18 protein-coding genes and 1 pseudogene are annotated in these 16,733 nt (G+C 28.8%); 2 read left to right on the top strand and 17 right to left on the bottom strand.

What is annotated here, in order from left to right; translation table 11 throughout:
• Positions 1-30: 30 nt before the first annotated feature.
• The 10 genes and pseudogenes from AB8B22_RS05120 to AB8B22_RS05075 all read right to left on the bottom strand — a co-directional run bounded on the left by AB8B22_RS05120 (position 31) and on the right by AB8B22_RS05075 (position 6,912).
• A complete protein-coding gene (locus AB8B22_RS05120; RefSeq protein WP_369710302.1) occupies positions 31-267 on the bottom strand; it encodes a hypothetical protein in 237 nt (78 codons plus the stop codon).
• Entirely contained in the window at positions 264-764 is a 501-nt protein-coding gene (locus AB8B22_RS05115; protein WP_369710301.1) for a hypothetical protein, read from the bottom strand. Before AB8B22_RS05115 ends, AB8B22_RS05120 begins: the two co-directional genes overlap by 4 nt.
• A gap of 9 nt (positions 765-773) precedes the next feature.
• Positions 774-1,817, bottom strand: coding sequence for an ATP-grasp domain-containing protein (locus AB8B22_RS05110; RefSeq protein ID WP_369710300.1), 1,044 nt, complete (start codon positions 1,815-1,817; stop codon positions 774-776).
• Positions 1,818-1,997: 180 nt separating this feature from the next.
• Positions 1,998-3,202, bottom strand: a pseudogene (locus tag AB8B22_RS05105) (pyridoxal phosphate-dependent aminotransferase).
• Between the two features lie 29 nt (positions 3,203-3,231).
• On the bottom strand, positions 3,232-4,158 hold the full coding sequence (locus AB8B22_RS05100; RefSeq protein WP_369711914.1) for an N-acetylmuramoyl-L-alanine amidase: 927 nt from the start codon (positions 4,156-4,158) through the stop codon (positions 3,232-3,234).
• A 311-nt stretch (positions 4,159-4,469) separates the two neighbouring features.
• Positions 4,470-5,243, bottom strand: a complete 774-nt coding sequence (locus AB8B22_RS05095; RefSeq protein WP_314079723.1) for a TrmH family RNA methyltransferase — start codon at positions 5,241-5,243, stop codon at positions 4,470-4,472.
• Positions 5,244-5,336: 93 nt separating this feature from the next.
• Positions 5,337-5,678 carry a histidine triad nucleotide-binding protein gene (locus tag AB8B22_RS05090; protein ID WP_094080433.1) on the bottom strand — a complete coding sequence of 114 codons (342 nt, stop codon included), beginning with the start codon at positions 5,676-5,678 and terminating at the stop codon, positions 5,337-5,339.
• A 117-nt stretch (positions 5,679-5,795) separates the two neighbouring features.
• Positions 5,796-6,224, bottom strand: a complete 429-nt coding sequence (gene rpiB, locus AB8B22_RS05085) for a ribose 5-phosphate isomerase B (RefSeq protein WP_094080432.1) — start codon at positions 6,222-6,224, stop codon at positions 5,796-5,798.
• 47 nt (positions 6,225-6,271) lie between these two features.
• Positions 6,272-6,658 carry an acyl-CoA thioesterase gene (locus AB8B22_RS05080; RefSeq protein ID WP_094080431.1) on the bottom strand — a complete coding sequence of 129 codons (387 nt, stop codon included), beginning with the start codon at positions 6,656-6,658 and terminating at the stop codon, positions 6,272-6,274.
• 11 nt (positions 6,659-6,669) lie between these two features.
• Positions 6,670-6,912: a KH domain-containing protein gene (locus AB8B22_RS05075; protein WP_094080430.1), complete on the bottom strand. Its 243-nt coding sequence runs from the start codon at positions 6,910-6,912 to the stop codon at positions 6,670-6,672.
• Between the two features lie 332 nt (positions 6,913-7,244).
• Between AB8B22_RS05075 and AB8B22_RS05070 the strand changes: the two genes are divergently transcribed.
• The gene (locus tag AB8B22_RS05070) at positions 7,245-7,787 is read left to right on the top strand and encodes a C40 family peptidase (RefSeq protein ID WP_094080429.1); all 543 of its coding nucleotides are present in this window, start codon (positions 7,245-7,247) and stop codon (positions 7,785-7,787) included.
• Between the two features lie 237 nt (positions 7,788-8,024).
• Here AB8B22_RS05070 and galU read toward each other — a convergent pair whose 3' ends face one another.
• From galU to AB8B22_RS05045, 5 genes are all read right to left on the bottom strand, one after another.
• Complete coding sequence (gene galU, locus AB8B22_RS05065) at positions 8,025-8,921, bottom strand: UTP--glucose-1-phosphate uridylyltransferase GalU (protein WP_369711913.1); 897 nt, start codon at positions 8,919-8,921, stop codon at positions 8,025-8,027.
• Positions 8,922-8,945: 24 nt separating this feature from the next.
• Positions 8,946-9,536: a hypothetical protein gene (locus tag AB8B22_RS05060; RefSeq protein ID WP_237048615.1), complete on the bottom strand. Its 591-nt coding sequence runs from the start codon at positions 9,534-9,536 to the stop codon at positions 8,946-8,948.
• A gap of 70 nt (positions 9,537-9,606) precedes the next feature.
• Entirely contained in the window at positions 9,607-10,227 is a 621-nt protein-coding gene (locus AB8B22_RS05055) for a YdcF family protein (protein ID WP_094080427.1), read from the bottom strand.
• A gap of 308 nt (positions 10,228-10,535) precedes the next feature.
• Positions 10,536-12,470, bottom strand: a complete 1,935-nt coding sequence (locus AB8B22_RS05050) for an ABC transporter ATP-binding protein (protein ID WP_369711912.1) — start codon at positions 12,468-12,470, stop codon at positions 10,536-10,538.
• The gene (locus AB8B22_RS05045) at positions 12,470-14,197 is read right to left on the bottom strand and encodes an ABC transporter ATP-binding protein (protein WP_369711911.1); all 1,728 of its coding nucleotides are present in this window, start codon (positions 14,195-14,197) and stop codon (positions 12,470-12,472) included. Before AB8B22_RS05045 ends, AB8B22_RS05050 begins: the two co-directional genes overlap by 1 nt.
• Positions 14,198-14,607: 410 nt before the next feature.
• Here AB8B22_RS05045 and AB8B22_RS05040 point away from each other — a divergent pair, with 410 nt between their 5' ends.
• The gene (locus AB8B22_RS05040) at positions 14,608-14,844 is read left to right on the top strand and encodes a SemiSWEET family transporter (protein WP_369711930.1); all 237 of its coding nucleotides are present in this window, start codon (positions 14,608-14,610) and stop codon (positions 14,842-14,844) included.
• A 76-nt stretch (positions 14,845-14,920) separates the two neighbouring features.
• Here AB8B22_RS05040 and AB8B22_RS05035 read toward each other — a convergent pair whose 3' ends face one another.
• Both AB8B22_RS05035 and asrC read right to left on the bottom strand, forming a co-directional pair.
• Positions 14,921-15,574 carry an epoxyqueuosine reductase QueH gene (locus tag AB8B22_RS05035; RefSeq protein WP_369711929.1) on the bottom strand — a complete coding sequence of 218 codons (654 nt, stop codon included), beginning with the start codon at positions 15,572-15,574 and terminating at the stop codon, positions 14,921-14,923.
• Between the two features lie 154 nt (positions 15,575-15,728).
• Positions 15,729-16,706 (bottom strand): sulfite reductase subunit C, encoded by a 978-nt coding sequence (gene asrC, locus AB8B22_RS05030; protein WP_369711910.1) that lies wholly within the window; start codon positions 16,704-16,706, stop codon positions 15,729-15,731.
• Between the last annotated feature and the right edge of the window lie 27 nt (positions 16,707-16,733).

The raw sequence follows: 16,733 nt of genomic DNA, 5'->3' as shown, positions 1-16,733 counted from the left end.
TAATTTAATAATATATGTTTTTTTATTAATTTATAAAATATGTTCCATAAAATATCTTATCTGGATTCGCCACCAAGGCCAGTCGTGAGCGACATCAAATCCCCAGTAATCAAACCAAGCAGGAACTTGTTTTTCACATAAAATTCTATCAAGTTCTCTATTACTTGGAAGAAGTTCTCCTTCCCATGCCCCTTGTCCAATACAAATAATTATATTCTTTTGTCTATACAAATCCAAATAAGGGTGATTCCAAGGCATATCTTTCAAAAAGTCAACCACCGAATTGTTGTAAACCAAGTCATCCATATAGTTACCAAAAACATTCTCGCATCAAATTGTCCACTTAAAGAAATTAATGTATCAAACAAGTCTGGTCTACGGAAAAATAAAATTCCAGCGTGAGATCCACCCATACTGCATCCTGTAACAATTATATCGCTTCTCCAAGAAATATATTGGATTCTAGGAACCATTTCATAGCAAATGTGCTCAAACCATCTCTCCTGCATTTCGATTCTATATCTAGGATTTCCATTTAAATCTGACCAGCTTTCAAGATCAACACTTCCCACACAAAAAACTTGAATCTTCCCCTGTTCAATAAAATCCGACAAAACATCAATCATTCCAAATTCTTCATATTGATTGCAATTTCCATCTTGTGAAGGAAATACCAACACTGGCTTTCCAGAATAACCATATCTTTTAAACTCCACTTCTCTATCAAGTATGGGACTATACTCTCTTATATATTCTATTTGCATATTCTCTCCTTATTTTTTCTCGTGAACCATTTTTTTGAATTCGTTCATTTCTTCTTCTGTTTTAAATTTTGCGGTATACATATAATTTCCCATCGCTCCAGCGAAAATATCCGGCATTCTTTCATCCATCATAATTTCATTTGCATATTTTTCTTTTATTTGTTCATGTGAGTAAACATATTCGTTGTTATCTCTTCTACTTGCATAAAAACAATAATTTTTTTCAAGATTTTCGTTTAAATTGGCATTTCTTATTTCATCAAAAGCTACCATATCAGCCCAAATTTGATAGACATCCGTATTGTTTGCATAATTGTACATATCTGGTGTATATCCACCTGCAGGACGCATATTTGTTTCAAGTCCGATATAATCACCTTTTTTACCCAACCCTTCTTTATCTTTTCTCAATTTGAAAAATTCCAAGTGAATAAATCTACTTTTTACTCCAAATCCTTTTACTGCAACTCTTCCAATTTCAAGAAGCTTTTGTGGCATTTCTTTTTCAACATAATAATAAACGTCTAATCCTTCATTTACCACATCCATAATTGTTGGTTCAAAAATCCCTGTTTCAAAAAGTGGCTCTCCTTTTGAATTTATAATCGCATCATAGGAAACCAAATCTCCATCAATATATTCTTCCATTATATATTTTACGTCTTTATTTAATGTTTTAAAAAAAGTTTTTAATTCTTCTTCATTTGAAATTTTATGAGTGTCACTTGCTCCAACACCGTTGTCAGGTTTTACAATAACAGGATAACCTACTTTTTCAATAAATTTTTTAGCTTTTGCCAAAGTTGTTACCATTGAATAATCTGCTGTTGGAATTCCAGCTTTTTTATAAGACTTTTTCATTTTTGATTTTTCTTTTATTCCTGAAATTTTATTAAATTGGATTCCTGTCGTAACATTAAAATCTGTACGAAGTCTTGAATCATTAACTAACCAATATTCATTATTTGATTCAATCCAGTCTATTTTCCCATATTTATGTGTAAAAAATCCCACAGCTTTTAAAACTTCATCATAATTTTCTAAAGACGACACTTTGTAATACTCAGTCAGAGCATCTTTTAATTTGACATCTAAACTATCATATTCGGCATCTGCTATTCCTAAAACAGTTACTCCATTTTTTTAATCTGTCACAAAATTCCCAGTTTGTCTTTGGAAATTGTGGTGAAATATAAACAAAATTCATATTTTACTCATCTCCTTAAAAATAATTTATTTATTGTTTTTATTATATTCTTCCAAGGCATGTTTTAAAACTTTCATTCCATTTTCAATTTCAATCAAGTTATGTGTACAAAATGAAAATCTAGCTTCTTTAGTCCCTTTTAGGTGTCGTATAAAATCCATGCAAATGACAATGTCTGATTTTTATATCTAAATTCTGTAAGCAGCCAAATTACAAATTTTTCAATATCATCCACAGGTAATTCCGCAACCAAATACAGGGCACTGCTAGGCTTATAGGTAATAACTCCTGGAATTTTTGTTATATTTTTAAAAATCATATCTCTTCTAACTTTATATTCCAATTTTGTGTTGTCTATATAAGTGTCAAGAGTGTTAATCAAGTTTGCACTCGCATATTGCTCAATTGTCGATACAGAAAGTCTAGCTTGACAAAATTTTAGCGCTTGAGCTATAAACTCTTTATTTTTTGAAGCTATAACTCCGATTCTTGCTCCACATGCACTATAGTGTTTTGAAATACTGTCAACCAAAATAACTCTGTCTTCAATTTCTTTCATTGTTAAAAATGACTGATATTGCGATTCAATCTCTTCATCGTAGATAAACTGTCTATAAACTTCATCGGAAATTACAAATAAATTATATTTTAGTGCAATTTCTTTTATTATTTCCATCTCTTTTTTTGTAAATACAATTCCTGTCGGATTTGATGGATTTGAAAATAATATCGCCTTAGTTTTAGGTGTAATCAATTTTTCAATTTCTTCCTTCTTTGGAAGGTGATAATGATTCTCGATAACAGTTTCAATTGGAACTAATTTTGCATCAGCCGCTCTTAAAAAACTATCATAATTTGTGTAATAAGGTTCTGGAACTAAAATTTCGTCACCTGGATTACAAATTGTCTGAAGTGAAATCTGAATCGCTTCACTCCCACCTTGAGTTATTAAAATTTCCTCTGTTGAAATATCTATTCCCACTTTTTTATAAGCTTTTACAAATGTTTCTCGGAGCTCCAGTATTCCTGCGGAATTTGCATATTTTACAATTTTTTCCTTATAATTATCCAATCCTTCAAAAAAAGTATCCGGAGTTTCCACATCAGGTTGACCAATATGAAATTGGTAAACTTTTACTCCTTCTTTTTTTGCTTCATCAATATAAGGAACAAGTTTCCTAATCGGTGAATATTGCATATTTTGTACTCTATCTGAAAATCTCTCTTTCATTTTCCCTCTTTTCTTGTATAAAAATTAACTTATTTATTATTGTATTTTTCATTTAATGCCTTTAGAATCGCAAATGTTTCTAAATCAATTTTTCCATCATATTTTGATGGTCTGAAATGATGCTGAAATACTTTTATTACATTTTGAGTCTGTTTATCCCATCCGTTTGTAATATCTATTGCATAACCAAACTTTTTTAACTCAGTTTGTACTACTGATGGTGTAACGGTATTCCAAGCACTTGAATATTGTGCTTCATAGGCTTGTTTTCTGTCATTATCATACCACATTCCAATATTATATTTTTGATATAATTCTTGCCAAGGGAATAAAGGACCTGGATCAGATTTTCTTTGAGGCGCTATATCTTCGTGTCCCAAAATATTTGTTGCAGGTATCTGATATTTATCAGCCAAGTATTTTACAAGAACAGCGACATTTTTTATTTGAAAATTTTTATATGGAACGAATGATCCATGTGCATCACCATCATTTACAATTTCAATTCCAACTGAACTATCATTTAGATTTTTAGTTGTTTTCCATTCACTGGCTCCTGCGTGCCAAGCTCTTTTGCTTTCATCTACTAAATAATAAACTGGATCATTTTTTTCGTCAGAAACTAAGTAATGTGCGCTCACTTCCTCTTTTGTCAAAGTTTTAAGCGAACCTTCCTTTCCAATCGCTGTATAGTGAAGAATTATAAATCTTTGTCTATAATTTTGCCCTTCCGAAGTGTAGTCAGAATTTATCGTAATATTTCCTATTGAGTTTCTAATTGTCTGATTTCCGCTTCTAACTGGATTTGGATTTGGATTTGAGTTTCCATTATTACTTGCGCCATTATTTATTATAATTTCAACTGGCTTTTTAACATCTTTTGAAGAATCATTATTATTTGCATTTAAAAGACTTGCAAATGCTAATATTGATATTATCATCAAAACTTTTTTCAAAATTTTTACCTCCTATGCTTTTTATTTTATAAAATTTTTACCATTTTTATTTATGGTAACATTTTTAAAAGTTAATTTCAACAAGAAATTTTTTCAAAACTCTTTTTGCTTTTAAAATTTTTACTAAAATATTATAATATTACATATAATTCTTATTTTACCAAAATTCCATTGTTCTTTCAAGTTATTTTGAAAATTTATTAAATAATTTTACTTTATTTTAATAATTTTTTATTTATAAAAAATAAAATTATTTGAAATTTACTAAAAAAATCACAATCAATTTAATGACAATGACTGTGATATTTTTCTTATTTTTTGCCAATAATTTTTTCCTTCATTTTATATAAAAAAACTCCAGCCGCAACACTTACATTAAGGGATTCAATATTTCCATATATAGGAATTATTGCTTTTATATCCGAATTATTTATCATATAATCTGAAACTCCACCACCTTCATGCCCAAAAATAAAAGCATTTTTTTCCTTTAATTCTATTTTCTCATATGAAACAGAATCTTTATACAATGCTGTTGAAATTGTCAAATAATTATTTTCTTTCAAAAATTTTACAATATTTTTAGGCGTTTCATAAATGACATTTAATTTGAAAATCCCGCTCATAGTCGCTCTCACAGTTTTTGGATTATAGACATCTACTGACCCTTTCGTAAGAACCAAGTTATAAAAACCCGTTGCAATCATTGTTCTAATAATTGTTCCAACGTTTCCAGGATCTTGAATATCATCTAAAATTACAACGTCACCTTTTATATCTAAAATCGTATTCAAATTTTTGGAGTATAAAAAAATTATTCCTTGACTATTTTCCTGTGTTGAAACTTCGTCAAATAAATTATCTTTTAAAATTGTCAAATTTTCATTTTGAGAAATATTATATTTTTTTTCAAAATATTCAAATTTTGATTCTTTCACAATAATTTTATTAAAATTTATATTTTCGCCTAAAAATTTTTCACCTTCAGCTTTAAAAATACTGTTTTCATCCCTATACTTTTTTTTATCCAACTTTTTTAACAATTTATAAAACTTATTATCTGAACTTGCTATTATATCTTTCATTAAATTTATTTTCTCTTTCTCTTTTTTTCTTCAATAATTAAATTTTTTATAGTTAAATTATATAAAATCTTTAAATTTTTTTATTTATCTTTATTATTTAAAATTTTCTGGCAATTTTTCTCCACCTAAAATATGATAATGCATATGAAAAACTGTTTGTCCACCATTTTCATTTATATTTGTAATAACTCTGTAACCATCCTTAGAAATTCCCAATTTACGAGCAATTTTTGCAATTGTCAATTGCAATTTTCCTAGTACCAGTACATCTTCTTCAGTTGCTTCATCTAAATTCTTAATTTCTTTTTTAGGTATCACAATGACATGAACTTTAGCTTGTGGCTGAATATCATAAAAAGCCAAAAAATCATCATCTTCATAAACTATATTTGCTGGTATTTCTTTATCTATTATTTTTTTAAAAATTGTTGACATAACTTTTTTTATCCTTTCTATATTTATTCTACTGTTATCTCTTTTATCTCCATCTAATCTGCCTAAATTATTTTTTTTGCAAGTTTCATTTAACTTTATTTTTTAATTAAATTAAAATTATCTTTCTATTTTATCGACTCTTCTAGCATGTCTTCCACCTTCAAATTCAGTATTTATAAATGTTTCAACACATGCAAGTCCCAATTCATCTCCAATTACTCTGGCTCCCAATGCAATGACATTCGCATCGTTGTGAAGTCTAGCAAGTCTTGCTGTAAATTCATTGTGAACAAGTGCTGCTCTGATTCCTTTAATTTTATTTGCTGCAATTGAAATTCCAATCCCTGTTCCACAGATAAGTATCCCGTATTCAGCTTTCCCGTCTAAAACTTTTTCACCTACAAGTGCTGCAATATCTGGATAATCAACCGATTCCAATGAATCCGTTCCAACATTAATAATCTCGTGTCCTCTTCCTTTGAGCGCCTTTACCAATTTTTCTTTAAATTCCACTCCTGCGTGATCATTTCCGATAACTAATTTCATCTAAAAATCCTCTTTCTCAAAAATTTTTTATTGTATTTTAATAAAATTTATTTTTTTAAAATTTCTAACATCTCTTTTGAAATTCTTTTTAATTTTCCATTTTTATCTACAAATACATTTACTGTTCGTGCTTTTGCTTTTAAAACTTTATTAGAGTCATACATTTCATAGTAAAATTTTATTTTTATACTATTGATTTCTTCAATTTTTACAAAAATTTCAATTTCATCGTCATATTTAGCCGAGTCAATATATTCGATATTAAGAGACTTGACTGGCAAAATAAATCCCATATTTTCTATGTTCTTATAGGGTAAAATATCTCTAAAATATTCAGTTCTTGCAATTTCCATCCATTTCAAATAATTTGAGTGATAAACAACTCCCATTTTATCAGTATCATAATAATATATTCTAAGTTTAAAACTCTTCATAAATTTTTCCCTTACATCTCTTTTATTTCAATTTTTACAGATCTCTTGTCTTTTTTGGCAATTGAAGAAATGAGAACACGAAGAGCCGTGATAATTCTTCCATTTTTTCCGATAACTTTTCCCATATCTTCTTTTATCACATTAATTGTAACATCAATATGTCTACCTTTCTCACTGCTTTCAATCATATAATTTTCCGTAGAATCCAATAAATTTTCAATCCAAAAATTTATCGTTTCAAAATATTTACTCATTCTTTTTTCTCTCCCGTCTTTTAATTTTCTTTTTCACACTTAAATAATACAATATTGGAAGTTAATTTGTCAATATTATTTTAAACAAATCTTTTAAATAAGTCTTTAAAAGATAATTTTTTTATTGATTTTCTTGAATTTTTTTAAAAATTAATAATTTTTTTAAATTTTTTTATATTTGATAAAAAACCTTTAATAATCAATGTTTTATCGAAATTTTTCTGATTTTTTTGCCATTTTTCTAAGATAAAAATATAATTTATCAAACAATATAAAAAGTGTGCCTTGCTATAATGTGTATACCAAAGTTCAAAGGTAGATAGGAGGTTACAATGAAAAAAATATTGATACTAGCTGGAGCTTTGCTTATTTCTGCAGTATCTTTTGCAGACTTAGAAAGTACAATCAAGAATCATTACAAAAATACTGATTTGACTATAAAAAGAGAGGTGGAACCTGCGAATAGTTATAATAGCTATGCTAATCCTACTTCAAATGCAGTAAGAGATAAAGTTATCAGTTTTGCACAAACTAAATTAGGTTCGCCATATGTATGGGGTGCTACAGGACCAAATACATTTGATTGTTCTGGCTTCGTTGGTTATGTTTTCAAAAAAGCTGCTAATGTAGACTTACCTAGAGTTTCAAGTTCACAAGCCGCATATAAACCAAGAATTTCATCAATGAACATGAAAAAAGGTGATTTAGTATTTTTCGAAACAACTGGAAAAGGTAGAATTTCACATGTAGGAATTTATATGGGAAATAGCCAATTTATTCATGCTTCTTCTGGAGGTAGAAAAGTAATGGTTTCTAGTTTAGACAGTAGTTTTTACAACAAAACATTTAGATGGGCAATTAATCCGTTTAGTTAAAAAGTCAACAATTTGTATTTAATTTAAAATTTATTTTTTACATAATATTTATAGCAAGTTTTCTGTTACTTGTAAATCAATCAGAAAAATCAATATAATTTTCAAATTGTAGAATTGAAAATTAAAATTAAGACTTTGGAGGAGATAATATCTATACAGATATTATCTCTATTTTTTATAAAAAAAGAACCTTAACTTAAGATTCTCCTTTATTTTTTATTTAATTTTTTCAAAAATTCACAATTTTTTTGCCAATTCTTTCAGATATTCTTTTGCTCTATCTTTTAATTCAGGATGTCTAAGTCCAAATTCAACATTTGCTACAAACATTCCAAATTTATCTCCAGTATCATATCTATTTCCCTCAAAATTGTAAGCGTATAACCTGTCCTTATCTTTTTTCATTGCTAAAATAGCATCGGTTAATTGAATCTCTCCACCTTTTCCAGGTTTTGTGTTTTTTAAATACGAAAATATTTCAGGCTCTAAAACATATCGTCCCAGAGCTGCCATTCTGCTTGGTGCTTCTTCAATTGAAGGTTTTTCAATAAAATCTTCCACCATCACAGTTTTTGCGTCAATTTGATTTTTCGGTTTTATGATTCCATATTTAGAAACATTTTTTTGTAAAACTTCCTGTACTCCTAAAATATTTCCTCCATCTAATTCACTGTACTTTTCAATTAATTGCTTTGTTACAGGAACTTCTCCTTTTGATTTATCTGTATAAATGATATCATCTCCCAAAAGTACGACAAATGGTTCATTTCCAACAAATGCTTCGGCACAACTTATTGCATGACCTAGTCCAAACGGTTTTTTCTGTCTTACATAATAAATATTGGACATTTCGGAAATTTTATTCACTTCTTTGAGCAATTCTAATTTACCATTTTCTTCCAATGTCTTTTCTAATTCAAAAGAGTAGTCAAAATGGTTTTCAATCGAAACTTTATTCCGACCTGTAATAATTAAAATTTCTTCAATTCCAGATTCCACTAATTCTTCAACTAGATACTGAAGCGCCGGTTTGTCAACGATTGACAACATTTCTTTCGGCTGTGCTTTTGTTGCAGGTAATACTCTAGTCCCAAGACCCGCTGCAGGAATAACAGCTTTTCTAATTCTTTTCATACTTTTCTCCTTAACGCTTATTTTTTAAAAATAAATTTCATCACTGTAAGTCACAGAATCCAATCGGTCAAACAAAGATATTCTGTCAAACAACTCTTTTCCTTGCGTACTTCCCACTACTCTGTATGTTTTCGTTTTCATATCATAAACCAATTTACCAATTACAAAAAATTTATTTTCATCTATTTGTCCGTAAAATCTCACAACTTCACTATCTGGAAGATTTTCTTTTTTTATTTTTGCTGTATTTATTGTTTTCAAAAGATTTTTATATTCATCCAGCTTTTTATAAAAAGTTTCTTTAAATTCAGAATTTGTCGTATTGTTATCAACTTTAATTGCAATACCTATATTCAGGTCATAATTCCCATTTTGCAGTAAATAATATACCATTTTTGTCCCATCAGAATCACAAAAAATTTCATTAGCTTTATTTCCCGATTTTATTTGAGAAATCACTCTTTTCAAAAGGTCATCTGATTTGTTTAAAAATTCGCAAGAGTTAATTTTTGTCAATTCATTCTGAGGCTTGTCTATAACATTAGCACCGGCATTTACTTTTGCAAAAGATTGTAAACTAAGTCCCGCAATTAAAAATATCATTAATTTTTTCATATTTTTTTAATCCTTTCGTTTTTGACTTGTTAATTAATTATATAATATTTTTTTAATTTTCACAACATTTTTATTTTTTATCCCAAATAAAAAATTTTATATTTGACAAAAATTCTCTGAAATGTGATTTTGGAATAAAAATCAAAGGAGTCTTGGCTGGTAATCCGTAAAATTTATATCCTTCTTTTTCATATCCCAAAGACTTTGCAATATTTTTTGCTCTAAAAATATGATAGTTATTTGTCACAATCAAAATATTTTTTTTATTTTTTTGTGGATTATCTTCTTTTATTTTTTTAAGTGAAAACTCAAAATTTTGAATGGTGTTTCGAGATTTATCTTCTAAAATAATTCTTTCTTCCGAAATTCCCAATTTCAAAAGTTCCCTTTTAATCGCTAGTGCTTCCGAAATTTTTTCATTCGACCCTTTTCCTCCAGTTGCTATTACCTTTACCGAATTATTTTTCTGTAAGAACTCACTAGCTTTTTTAATTCTCTCTACAAGTGACTCACTTGGTTTTTCACCATAAACTCTAGCTCCTAGAATGATCACATAATCTATTTTTTTATTTTTATAAATTAATTTATCGTCATTTTTATACTCTTTTATCACAAAATATTCTTCCAAAATAAATGCTACAAAAATTAAAATAACAAATATTTTCAAAATAGTAAAAATTATATTTTTCATAAAATCTCCAATTTTTTATTTATTATTATTTTGTATGACAATCAAAAATATTTTCATTACTTAAAGTTACAATATTTTTATTTAATAAAATAAAAAATAATGAACGTTTCAATTATACAACAAAAAATGATTTTTTCAAAGTGTTAATTTTTTTGTTAGATAGATTATTTAATTGTAAAAAATTTAATGTCCGATAATAAATTAAAGTTTCTTTTATAAAAATAATTTAAATTTTTAAATAAAATAAAAAAGAAGAAATTCAAAACTTCTTCTTTTTAAATTTCAAAATTTATTTATTTTAAAATTAATTACTGATTTTCAAAACCACCTGTATATAATTGATAATAAGTTCCTTTTTGTGCGATTAATTCCTCATGATTTCCTCGCTCTATTATTTTTCCTTGATCCAAAACCATTATCACATCTGAATTTTTTATTGTTGATAATCTGTGCGCAATTATAAATACCGTTCTTCCTTCCATTAATTTATCCATTCCATCTTGCACAATTTTTTCCGTTCTTGTGTCAATGCTGGAAGTCGCTTCATCCAAAATCAATACTGGCGGATCGGCAATCGCTGCTCTTGCTATCGACAAAAGTTGTCTTTGCCCCTGAGAAAGACTTGCACCATTTCCACTTAAGACTGTGTTGTAGCCATTTGGCAAATGAGTTATGAAATAATCCGCATTTGCTAATTTTGCTGCGGCTCTCACTTCTTCATCTGTCGCATCTAATTTACCATATCGTATGTTATCAGCAACCGTTCCAGAAAATAAATTTGTATCTTGCAAAACTATTCCAAGTGAAGCTCGTAAATCTGACTTATGAATTTTATCAATATTTATTCCATCGTAACGAATTTTTCCAGAATTAATATCATAAAACTTATTTATTAAATTTGTAATCGTAGTTTTCCCAGCTCCTGTCGCTCCAACAAACGCTATTTTCTGCCCTGGCTTTGCAAATAAATTTATATTGTGAAGTACTGTTTTATTTTCATTATAACCAAAAGTTACATTTTCAAAGACAACATCTCCCAGAAGTTTTGTATAAGTTACTGTTCCATCTGAATGAGGGTGTTTCCAAGCCCATTTTCCAGTATGTTCTTTTACTTCTGTAATATTTCCGTGTTCATCAATTTTCACATTTATCAATTTTACATAACCTTCATCTTTTTCAGAAACTTGATCCAATAGCTCAAATACTCTCTGTGCCCCAGCTGCCGCCAATATAACTGAAGTTAGCTGCTGTGCAATTTGAGAAACTGGCTGATTAATCACTTTTATAAACTGCAAAAATGAAACTAATCCGCCAAGGGTGAATCCCGCAATGTTGTTATAGACAATTATTGAACCAATAACGGCAGTCAGCACAAAATTAATATTTCCCAAATTTCCTACTGCAAATATATTGGCATATTTCATCGCTTTGTCGGCACTTTTAAATAATTCTTCATTATACTTTTCAAAATTTTTGTTCGCTTCTTCTTCATACGAAAAAACTTTTACAACCCGCAATCCTTCGATTATTTCTTCAACATATCCGTTTACAGCTCCAATATTTTTTTGCTGTGCGACATAATTTTTTGAACTTCTTTTAGAAATTTCTTTTGTCGTAAAAATCATTACGATTATCATAAAAACGACAAAAAAAGTAAGTGGCACATTTAAAATAAACATAGAAATTAAAACTCCAATAATTGTGACAATTGATGAAATTACCTGTGACAAGCTCTCCACCATCATCGCTCTTAAAGTGTCAATATCAGTTGAATAAACACTCATAATATCCCCATGCGCATTTGTGTCAAAAAATTTTATTGGCAAACTTTCCATATTGACAAAAACATCATCTCTTAAACTTTTTAGTGTTCCTTGAGCGATATAAATCATCATAAGTCCATAAATGTATGAACAAATGACTGCAAATCCATAAACTGCTATCATTTTGGAAATAATCGCCAAAAGAAGTGAATAATCAATACTTTTATGCAATTTATATTGTTTTACGCTTGGCACGATAAAATTGTCCATCAGCTCTTTTGTAAACATTGTCCCACGAACCATTCCAAGGGTGCTTAATAAAATGAATATTATAACTAATACAGTCAAAATTTTATTGTGCTCAAACATATATTTTAAAAGTCTGAGTAAACCTTTTATTTGAGATTTTTTTGAATCTTTTTTCTTTTCTTCTAGTTCTTCTTTTCTTTCTTTTTTATTTTTTTCCTCAATTTTTTTCATTATTTTTCACTCCCTTCTGTCTGTGATTCGTAAATTTCTCGATAAATCTGACTAGATTTGATTAATTCTTCGTGTGTTCCAAAATTTACGATTTTTCCTTCATTCATGACAATGATTTTATCTGAGTCAATTATTGATGAAATTCTTTGTCCGATAATTATTTTTGTAATATGTGGAATTTCATTTTTAAACGCATTTCTTATTAATTTATCCGTTTTCGTGTCAACTGCGCTTGTTGAATCATCTAAAATTAATATTTTAGGATTTTTAAGCAATGCTCTTGCGATACAAAGTCTTTGTCTCTGTCCACCAGAAACATTTGTCCCGCCACGCTCTATATAAGTATCGTATTTATCAGGAAACTTTTGGATAAATTCATCAGCTTGTGCCAATTTACACACATGCTCAATTTGACTGTCCGTTGCATTTTTATTTCCCCAACGAAGATTTTCTTTTATTGTTCCAGAAAAAAGCACATTTTTTTGCAAGACCATCGCTACATTGTCACGAAGCGTCTTTATATCATAATTTCTAACATCTTTACCACTTACAAGAACTTCTCCGCTTATCACATCATAAAGTCTTGGAATAAGCTGAACAAGTGCCGACTTTGAACTTCCCGTTCCGCCGATTATTCCAATGGTCTGTCCAGAATTTATCTTTAAATTAATATTTTCCAAATTTAATATTTCAGGATTATTGCTATAGCTAAAATTTACATTTTTAAACTCAATATCTCCATTTTTAACTTGTTTTATGGGATTTTGCGGATTTTTTATGCTTGACTCTTCATTTAATACAAGTGCTATTCGTTCCCCTGATTCACGAGATAAAACGATATTCACCATAACCATAGCCATCATAAGCAGGCTCATCAAAATGTTTGTTGTATACGCAAATAAACTTGTCAGCTGTCCAGTTGTCAAATCTCCTACAACAATCATTTTTGCTCCTAGCCAAGATAGCAGTAAAATACATGAAAATATTGTAAGCTGCATTGCTGGTGCAATAAAAACTATCATTCGTTCCCCTTTTAACATCAACTCTTTTAATTCTTTTGTAGCTTTTTTAAATTTATTTGTTTCATACTTTTCTCGAATAAAAGATTTTACAACTCTAATTCCGTTTATATTTTCCTGCAAATTTATGTTCAAATCATCATATTTTCTAATCGCACGAGAGAAATAAGGATGAACTCCAAACATTATAAATGCCAAAACGCAACTTAAAAATATAATTGCAATTAAAAATATAACTGAAAGTTTTGGACTTATTAGAAACGACATAAACATCGCTACAACAAGCATAACTGGCGCTCTGCAAAATGCTCTTATCAAAAGTTGGAATGACATTTGAATGTTATTTACATCGGTTGTAAATCTTGTGATAAGTCCAGCTGTGGAGAATTTATCAATATTTGTAAATGAATATTGCTGTATTTTATTAAACATCGCCCATCTCAAATTTTTAGCAAACCCAGCAGAAGCATGTGACGCATATCTTCCCGCCAAAATTCCAGCTGTAAGTGAAACCATCGCGATAACTAGCGTAAATGCTCCAACTTTTACAGTAAAGCTCATATCTCCCTTATTTAATCCCAAATCAATGATTGAAGCCATAAGTGTCGGTATAAGCATTTCCAGAATAGCTTCTAGCGCAATAAAAATTGGCGCAATTAAAGTACTTTTTTTATATTCAGCAATATGTGAAAACAGTGTTTTTACCATATTCCTTCCTTTCTCAATACTTCAAAAATTTTTTTATATTTTTGAAAGTACATTTTCTTTTAATTTTTTCTTAAAATAAAAAAACTAGCAACCTTTATTGCTAAAATTTAAATTTTAATATTTAACTTTAATATTTAAAAATTTTTTCGTTTTGATATTATACCACAATCTTACTTTGAATTAAGTTATACTTTTATAATTTTTTTCTTTTATTTAGAAAAATTCTGATTTTAATTTTACTAAAAATATAAAAGTTTACTTGAATTTTTAAATAAAAAGTAGTATAATTATTGAATAAATAAAAATATAAAGATTAATACTCAACATTTTATAATTATATAATTATAGAAAAAATAAAAAACTAGAGTGTTAAAGAAAGAAGGAAAAAAGATGACTGAAAAAATCTAAAAATTTTAGGATGGCTCGGAACATTACTTTCTGTAATAATGTATGTATCTTATGTTCCGCAAATAATGGGAAATTTACATGGACATAAAACATTTTTCCTACAACCATTAGCTGCAACAGTTAACTGTGCTATTTGGACAAGTTATGGACTTTTAAAAGAAAAAAAAGATTATCCGTTGTCAGCAGCAAATTTACCAGGAGTTATTTTTGGATTTCTTGCAACAGTTACAGCATTTTAAATAATTTAATTTAAAAAATTAAACTCATTAAAATGATTATCGGTCGTCTATTAATGAGTTTTTTTATTTTTAATATCTATTTATATTCATTTAAATCAATTCCTTGATCTAGTGCTGCAAATACACAGCCGCAGTAACATTGTCTGTAAATATCATATTCAGCACACATGTCAACTGAACGCTTGTAGCCGTTATTTTTCTTAAAATCCGATGGCAAATATTTTACATCAAAAATTTCTTGAATTTCTAGCCCTAAAGTATTTATGAGCTGACTATTTTTATGTGGACTTAGTGTCAAAGCGCTCCCAAAGTAGTCAAATCCCAGTTTCTGCGCTTTTTTAGCCACTATATCAAGTCTCATTTGAAAGCAAATTGTACATCTTTTTCCTCCTTCTTTTTCATTTTCCAGACCTTTTACAGCACGATAAAAATCAGCAGGTTTATACTCTTCTTCAATAAATCCAACATTATTTCCAGTTTTTTTATTAAATTTTTCAATAAATTCCTTCTGCACCAAAGCTCTTTTTTCATACTCAGCTCGGGGATGAATGTTGTTATTGGCAAAAAGTACGGTAACATCGGCATATTGCGTAAGAAACTCCAAAACATAGGTGCTGCACGGCGCACAACAGCTATGAACCAATATTTTCGGTCGAATTTCATTTTTTTTCCAATCATCTATTAATTTCCCCAAAATTGTGTGATAATTAATTTTTTGATTTGGATTCATTTTTTCAAGTATTTCTTTCGCATTTTTTATATTTTCTTCTATCAATTTCTTTACTCCTTTTTTTAATTAAATTAAATAAAAATGATACTATTCTTTTGTTAAATAGTATCAAATTATTATTTTCTTTTCAAGTTTATTATTTCTTTACAAAAAATTATTTAATTCCAGGATATTTTATGCTATTTCCCCAGTAAATTCTATCAATCATAATAGCTTCTTCAGGTAAGTTTACATCTTTTAGCACCCATTTCTTAAATTCATCAAAGCCAGTTCTGTCAACGATATAACCGATATGCTCTTTTGGAAGACTTCTATCTATATATTTGTCAACATATTCATAAGTATTTTTCATAATTTTTATAATTGATTCTTCGTCTGCCCACAAAAGCCAATCTTCAGCAAGTCTTGGATTTTGCTTTCCAGTTCTTCCCATTATCGCAAGTTTATAGTATTTTTTGGGTGATCTTGTCCACGCTCCTGTAGGACAGTTTAAGACACATTCTCCACAACCTATGCATCTGTCATGATCTCTCACAGGTTTATAATTTTTATATGTAATCGCTCCTGTAGACAATTTTTTACATTTTCTTTCACACATTCCGCACGAAACACATCTTGATTCATCCAGTTCAGGCTTTGCCATTCCGATTATTCCAAAATCGTGCATTCTTACTTTTTGACAATCATTTGGACAACCAGTTAGAGCAACTTTAAAGTGAAAATCATTTGGGAAAATTACTTTTTCTATTTTTTTAGCTAACTCAGTTGTATTGTAGGCTCCTTTTGGACAAACTTTGTTTCCAATACAAGCTGCCACATTTCTTGTCCCAGCCGCTGCATATCCTTTATCTTTGTCCTTGTAATTAATATCTAATTTTTCCATAATTGGCTGAACCATTTTATTGACTTTTTCAATGTCCTTCCAATTGATTCCCAAAACTTCAAATCCTTGACGAGTTGTAATATGCACATTTCCATCTCCGTAAGTATTTGCTATGTCTGCAACTAATCCCATTATTTCTGCTGTAACTGCTCCACCTGGAACTCTTACACGAAGTGCAGTTTTTGATCTGTCTTTTGTCACTCTATATGCATTTTTTGTAACAACTTTTCTATTTAAATCCATACTCATTTTATTGCCTTCTTTCTTAAATTTAGA

This window comes from Leptotrichia rugosa, assembly GCF_041200005.1.
GTDB classification, from domain to species: Bacteria; Fusobacteriota; Fusobacteriia; order Fusobacteriales; family Leptotrichiaceae; genus Leptotrichia; species Leptotrichia rugosa.
Note: the sequence above shows the minus strand (reverse complement) of the source record. Positions and strands in the feature narration are given on the sequence as shown.

Excerpts from the sequence above, each read along its gene's own strand:
- AB8B22_RS05115 (WP_369710301.1), bottom strand. The coding sequence starts at position 764 with ATGCAAATAGAATATATAAGAGAGTATAGTCCCATACTTGATAGAGAA.
- AB8B22_RS05095 (WP_314079723.1), bottom strand. The coding sequence starts at position 5,243 with ATGAAAGATATAATAGCAAGTTCAGATAATAAGTTTTATAAATTGTTA.
- AB8B22_RS05090 (WP_094080433.1), bottom strand. The coding sequence starts at position 5,678 with ATGTCAACAATTTTTAAAAAAATAATAGATAAAGAAATACCAGCAAAT.
- rpiB (WP_094080432.1), bottom strand. The coding sequence starts at position 6,224 with ATGAAATTAGTTATCGGAAATGATCACGCAGGAGTGGAATTTAAAGAA.
- AB8B22_RS05080 (WP_094080431.1), bottom strand. The coding sequence starts at position 6,658 with ATGAAGAGTTTTAAACTTAGAATATATTATTATGATACTGATAAAATG.
- AB8B22_RS05075 (WP_094080430.1), bottom strand. The coding sequence starts at position 6,912 with ATGAGTAAATATTTTGAAACGATAAATTTTTGGATTGAAAATTTATTG.
- AB8B22_RS05070 (WP_094080429.1), top strand. The coding sequence starts at position 7,245 with ATGAAAAAAATATTGATACTAGCTGGAGCTTTGCTTATTTCTGCAGTA.
- galU (WP_369711913.1), bottom strand. The coding sequence starts at position 8,921 with ATGAAAAGAATTAGAAAAGCTGTTATTCCTGCAGCGGGTCTTGGGACT.
- AB8B22_RS05060 (WP_237048615.1), bottom strand. The coding sequence starts at position 9,536 with ATGAAAAAATTAATGATATTTTTAATTGCGGGACTTAGTTTACAATCT.
- AB8B22_RS05055 (WP_094080427.1), bottom strand. The coding sequence starts at position 10,227 with ATGAAAAATATAATTTTTACTATTTTGAAAATATTTGTTATTTTAATT.
- AB8B22_RS05050 (WP_369711912.1), bottom strand. The coding sequence starts at position 12,470 with ATGAAAAAAATTGAGGAAAAAAATAAAAAAGAAAGAAAAGAAGAACTA.
- AB8B22_RS05045 (WP_369711911.1), bottom strand. The coding sequence starts at position 14,197 with ATGGTAAAAACACTGTTTTCACATATTGCTGAATATAAAAAAAGTACT.
- AB8B22_RS05035 (WP_369711929.1), bottom strand. The coding sequence starts at position 15,574 with ATGAATCCAAATCAAAAAATTAATTATCACACAATTTTGGGGAAATTA.
- asrC (WP_369711910.1), bottom strand. The coding sequence starts at position 16,706 with ATGAGTATGGATTTAAATAGAAAAGTTGTTACAAAAAATGCATATAGA.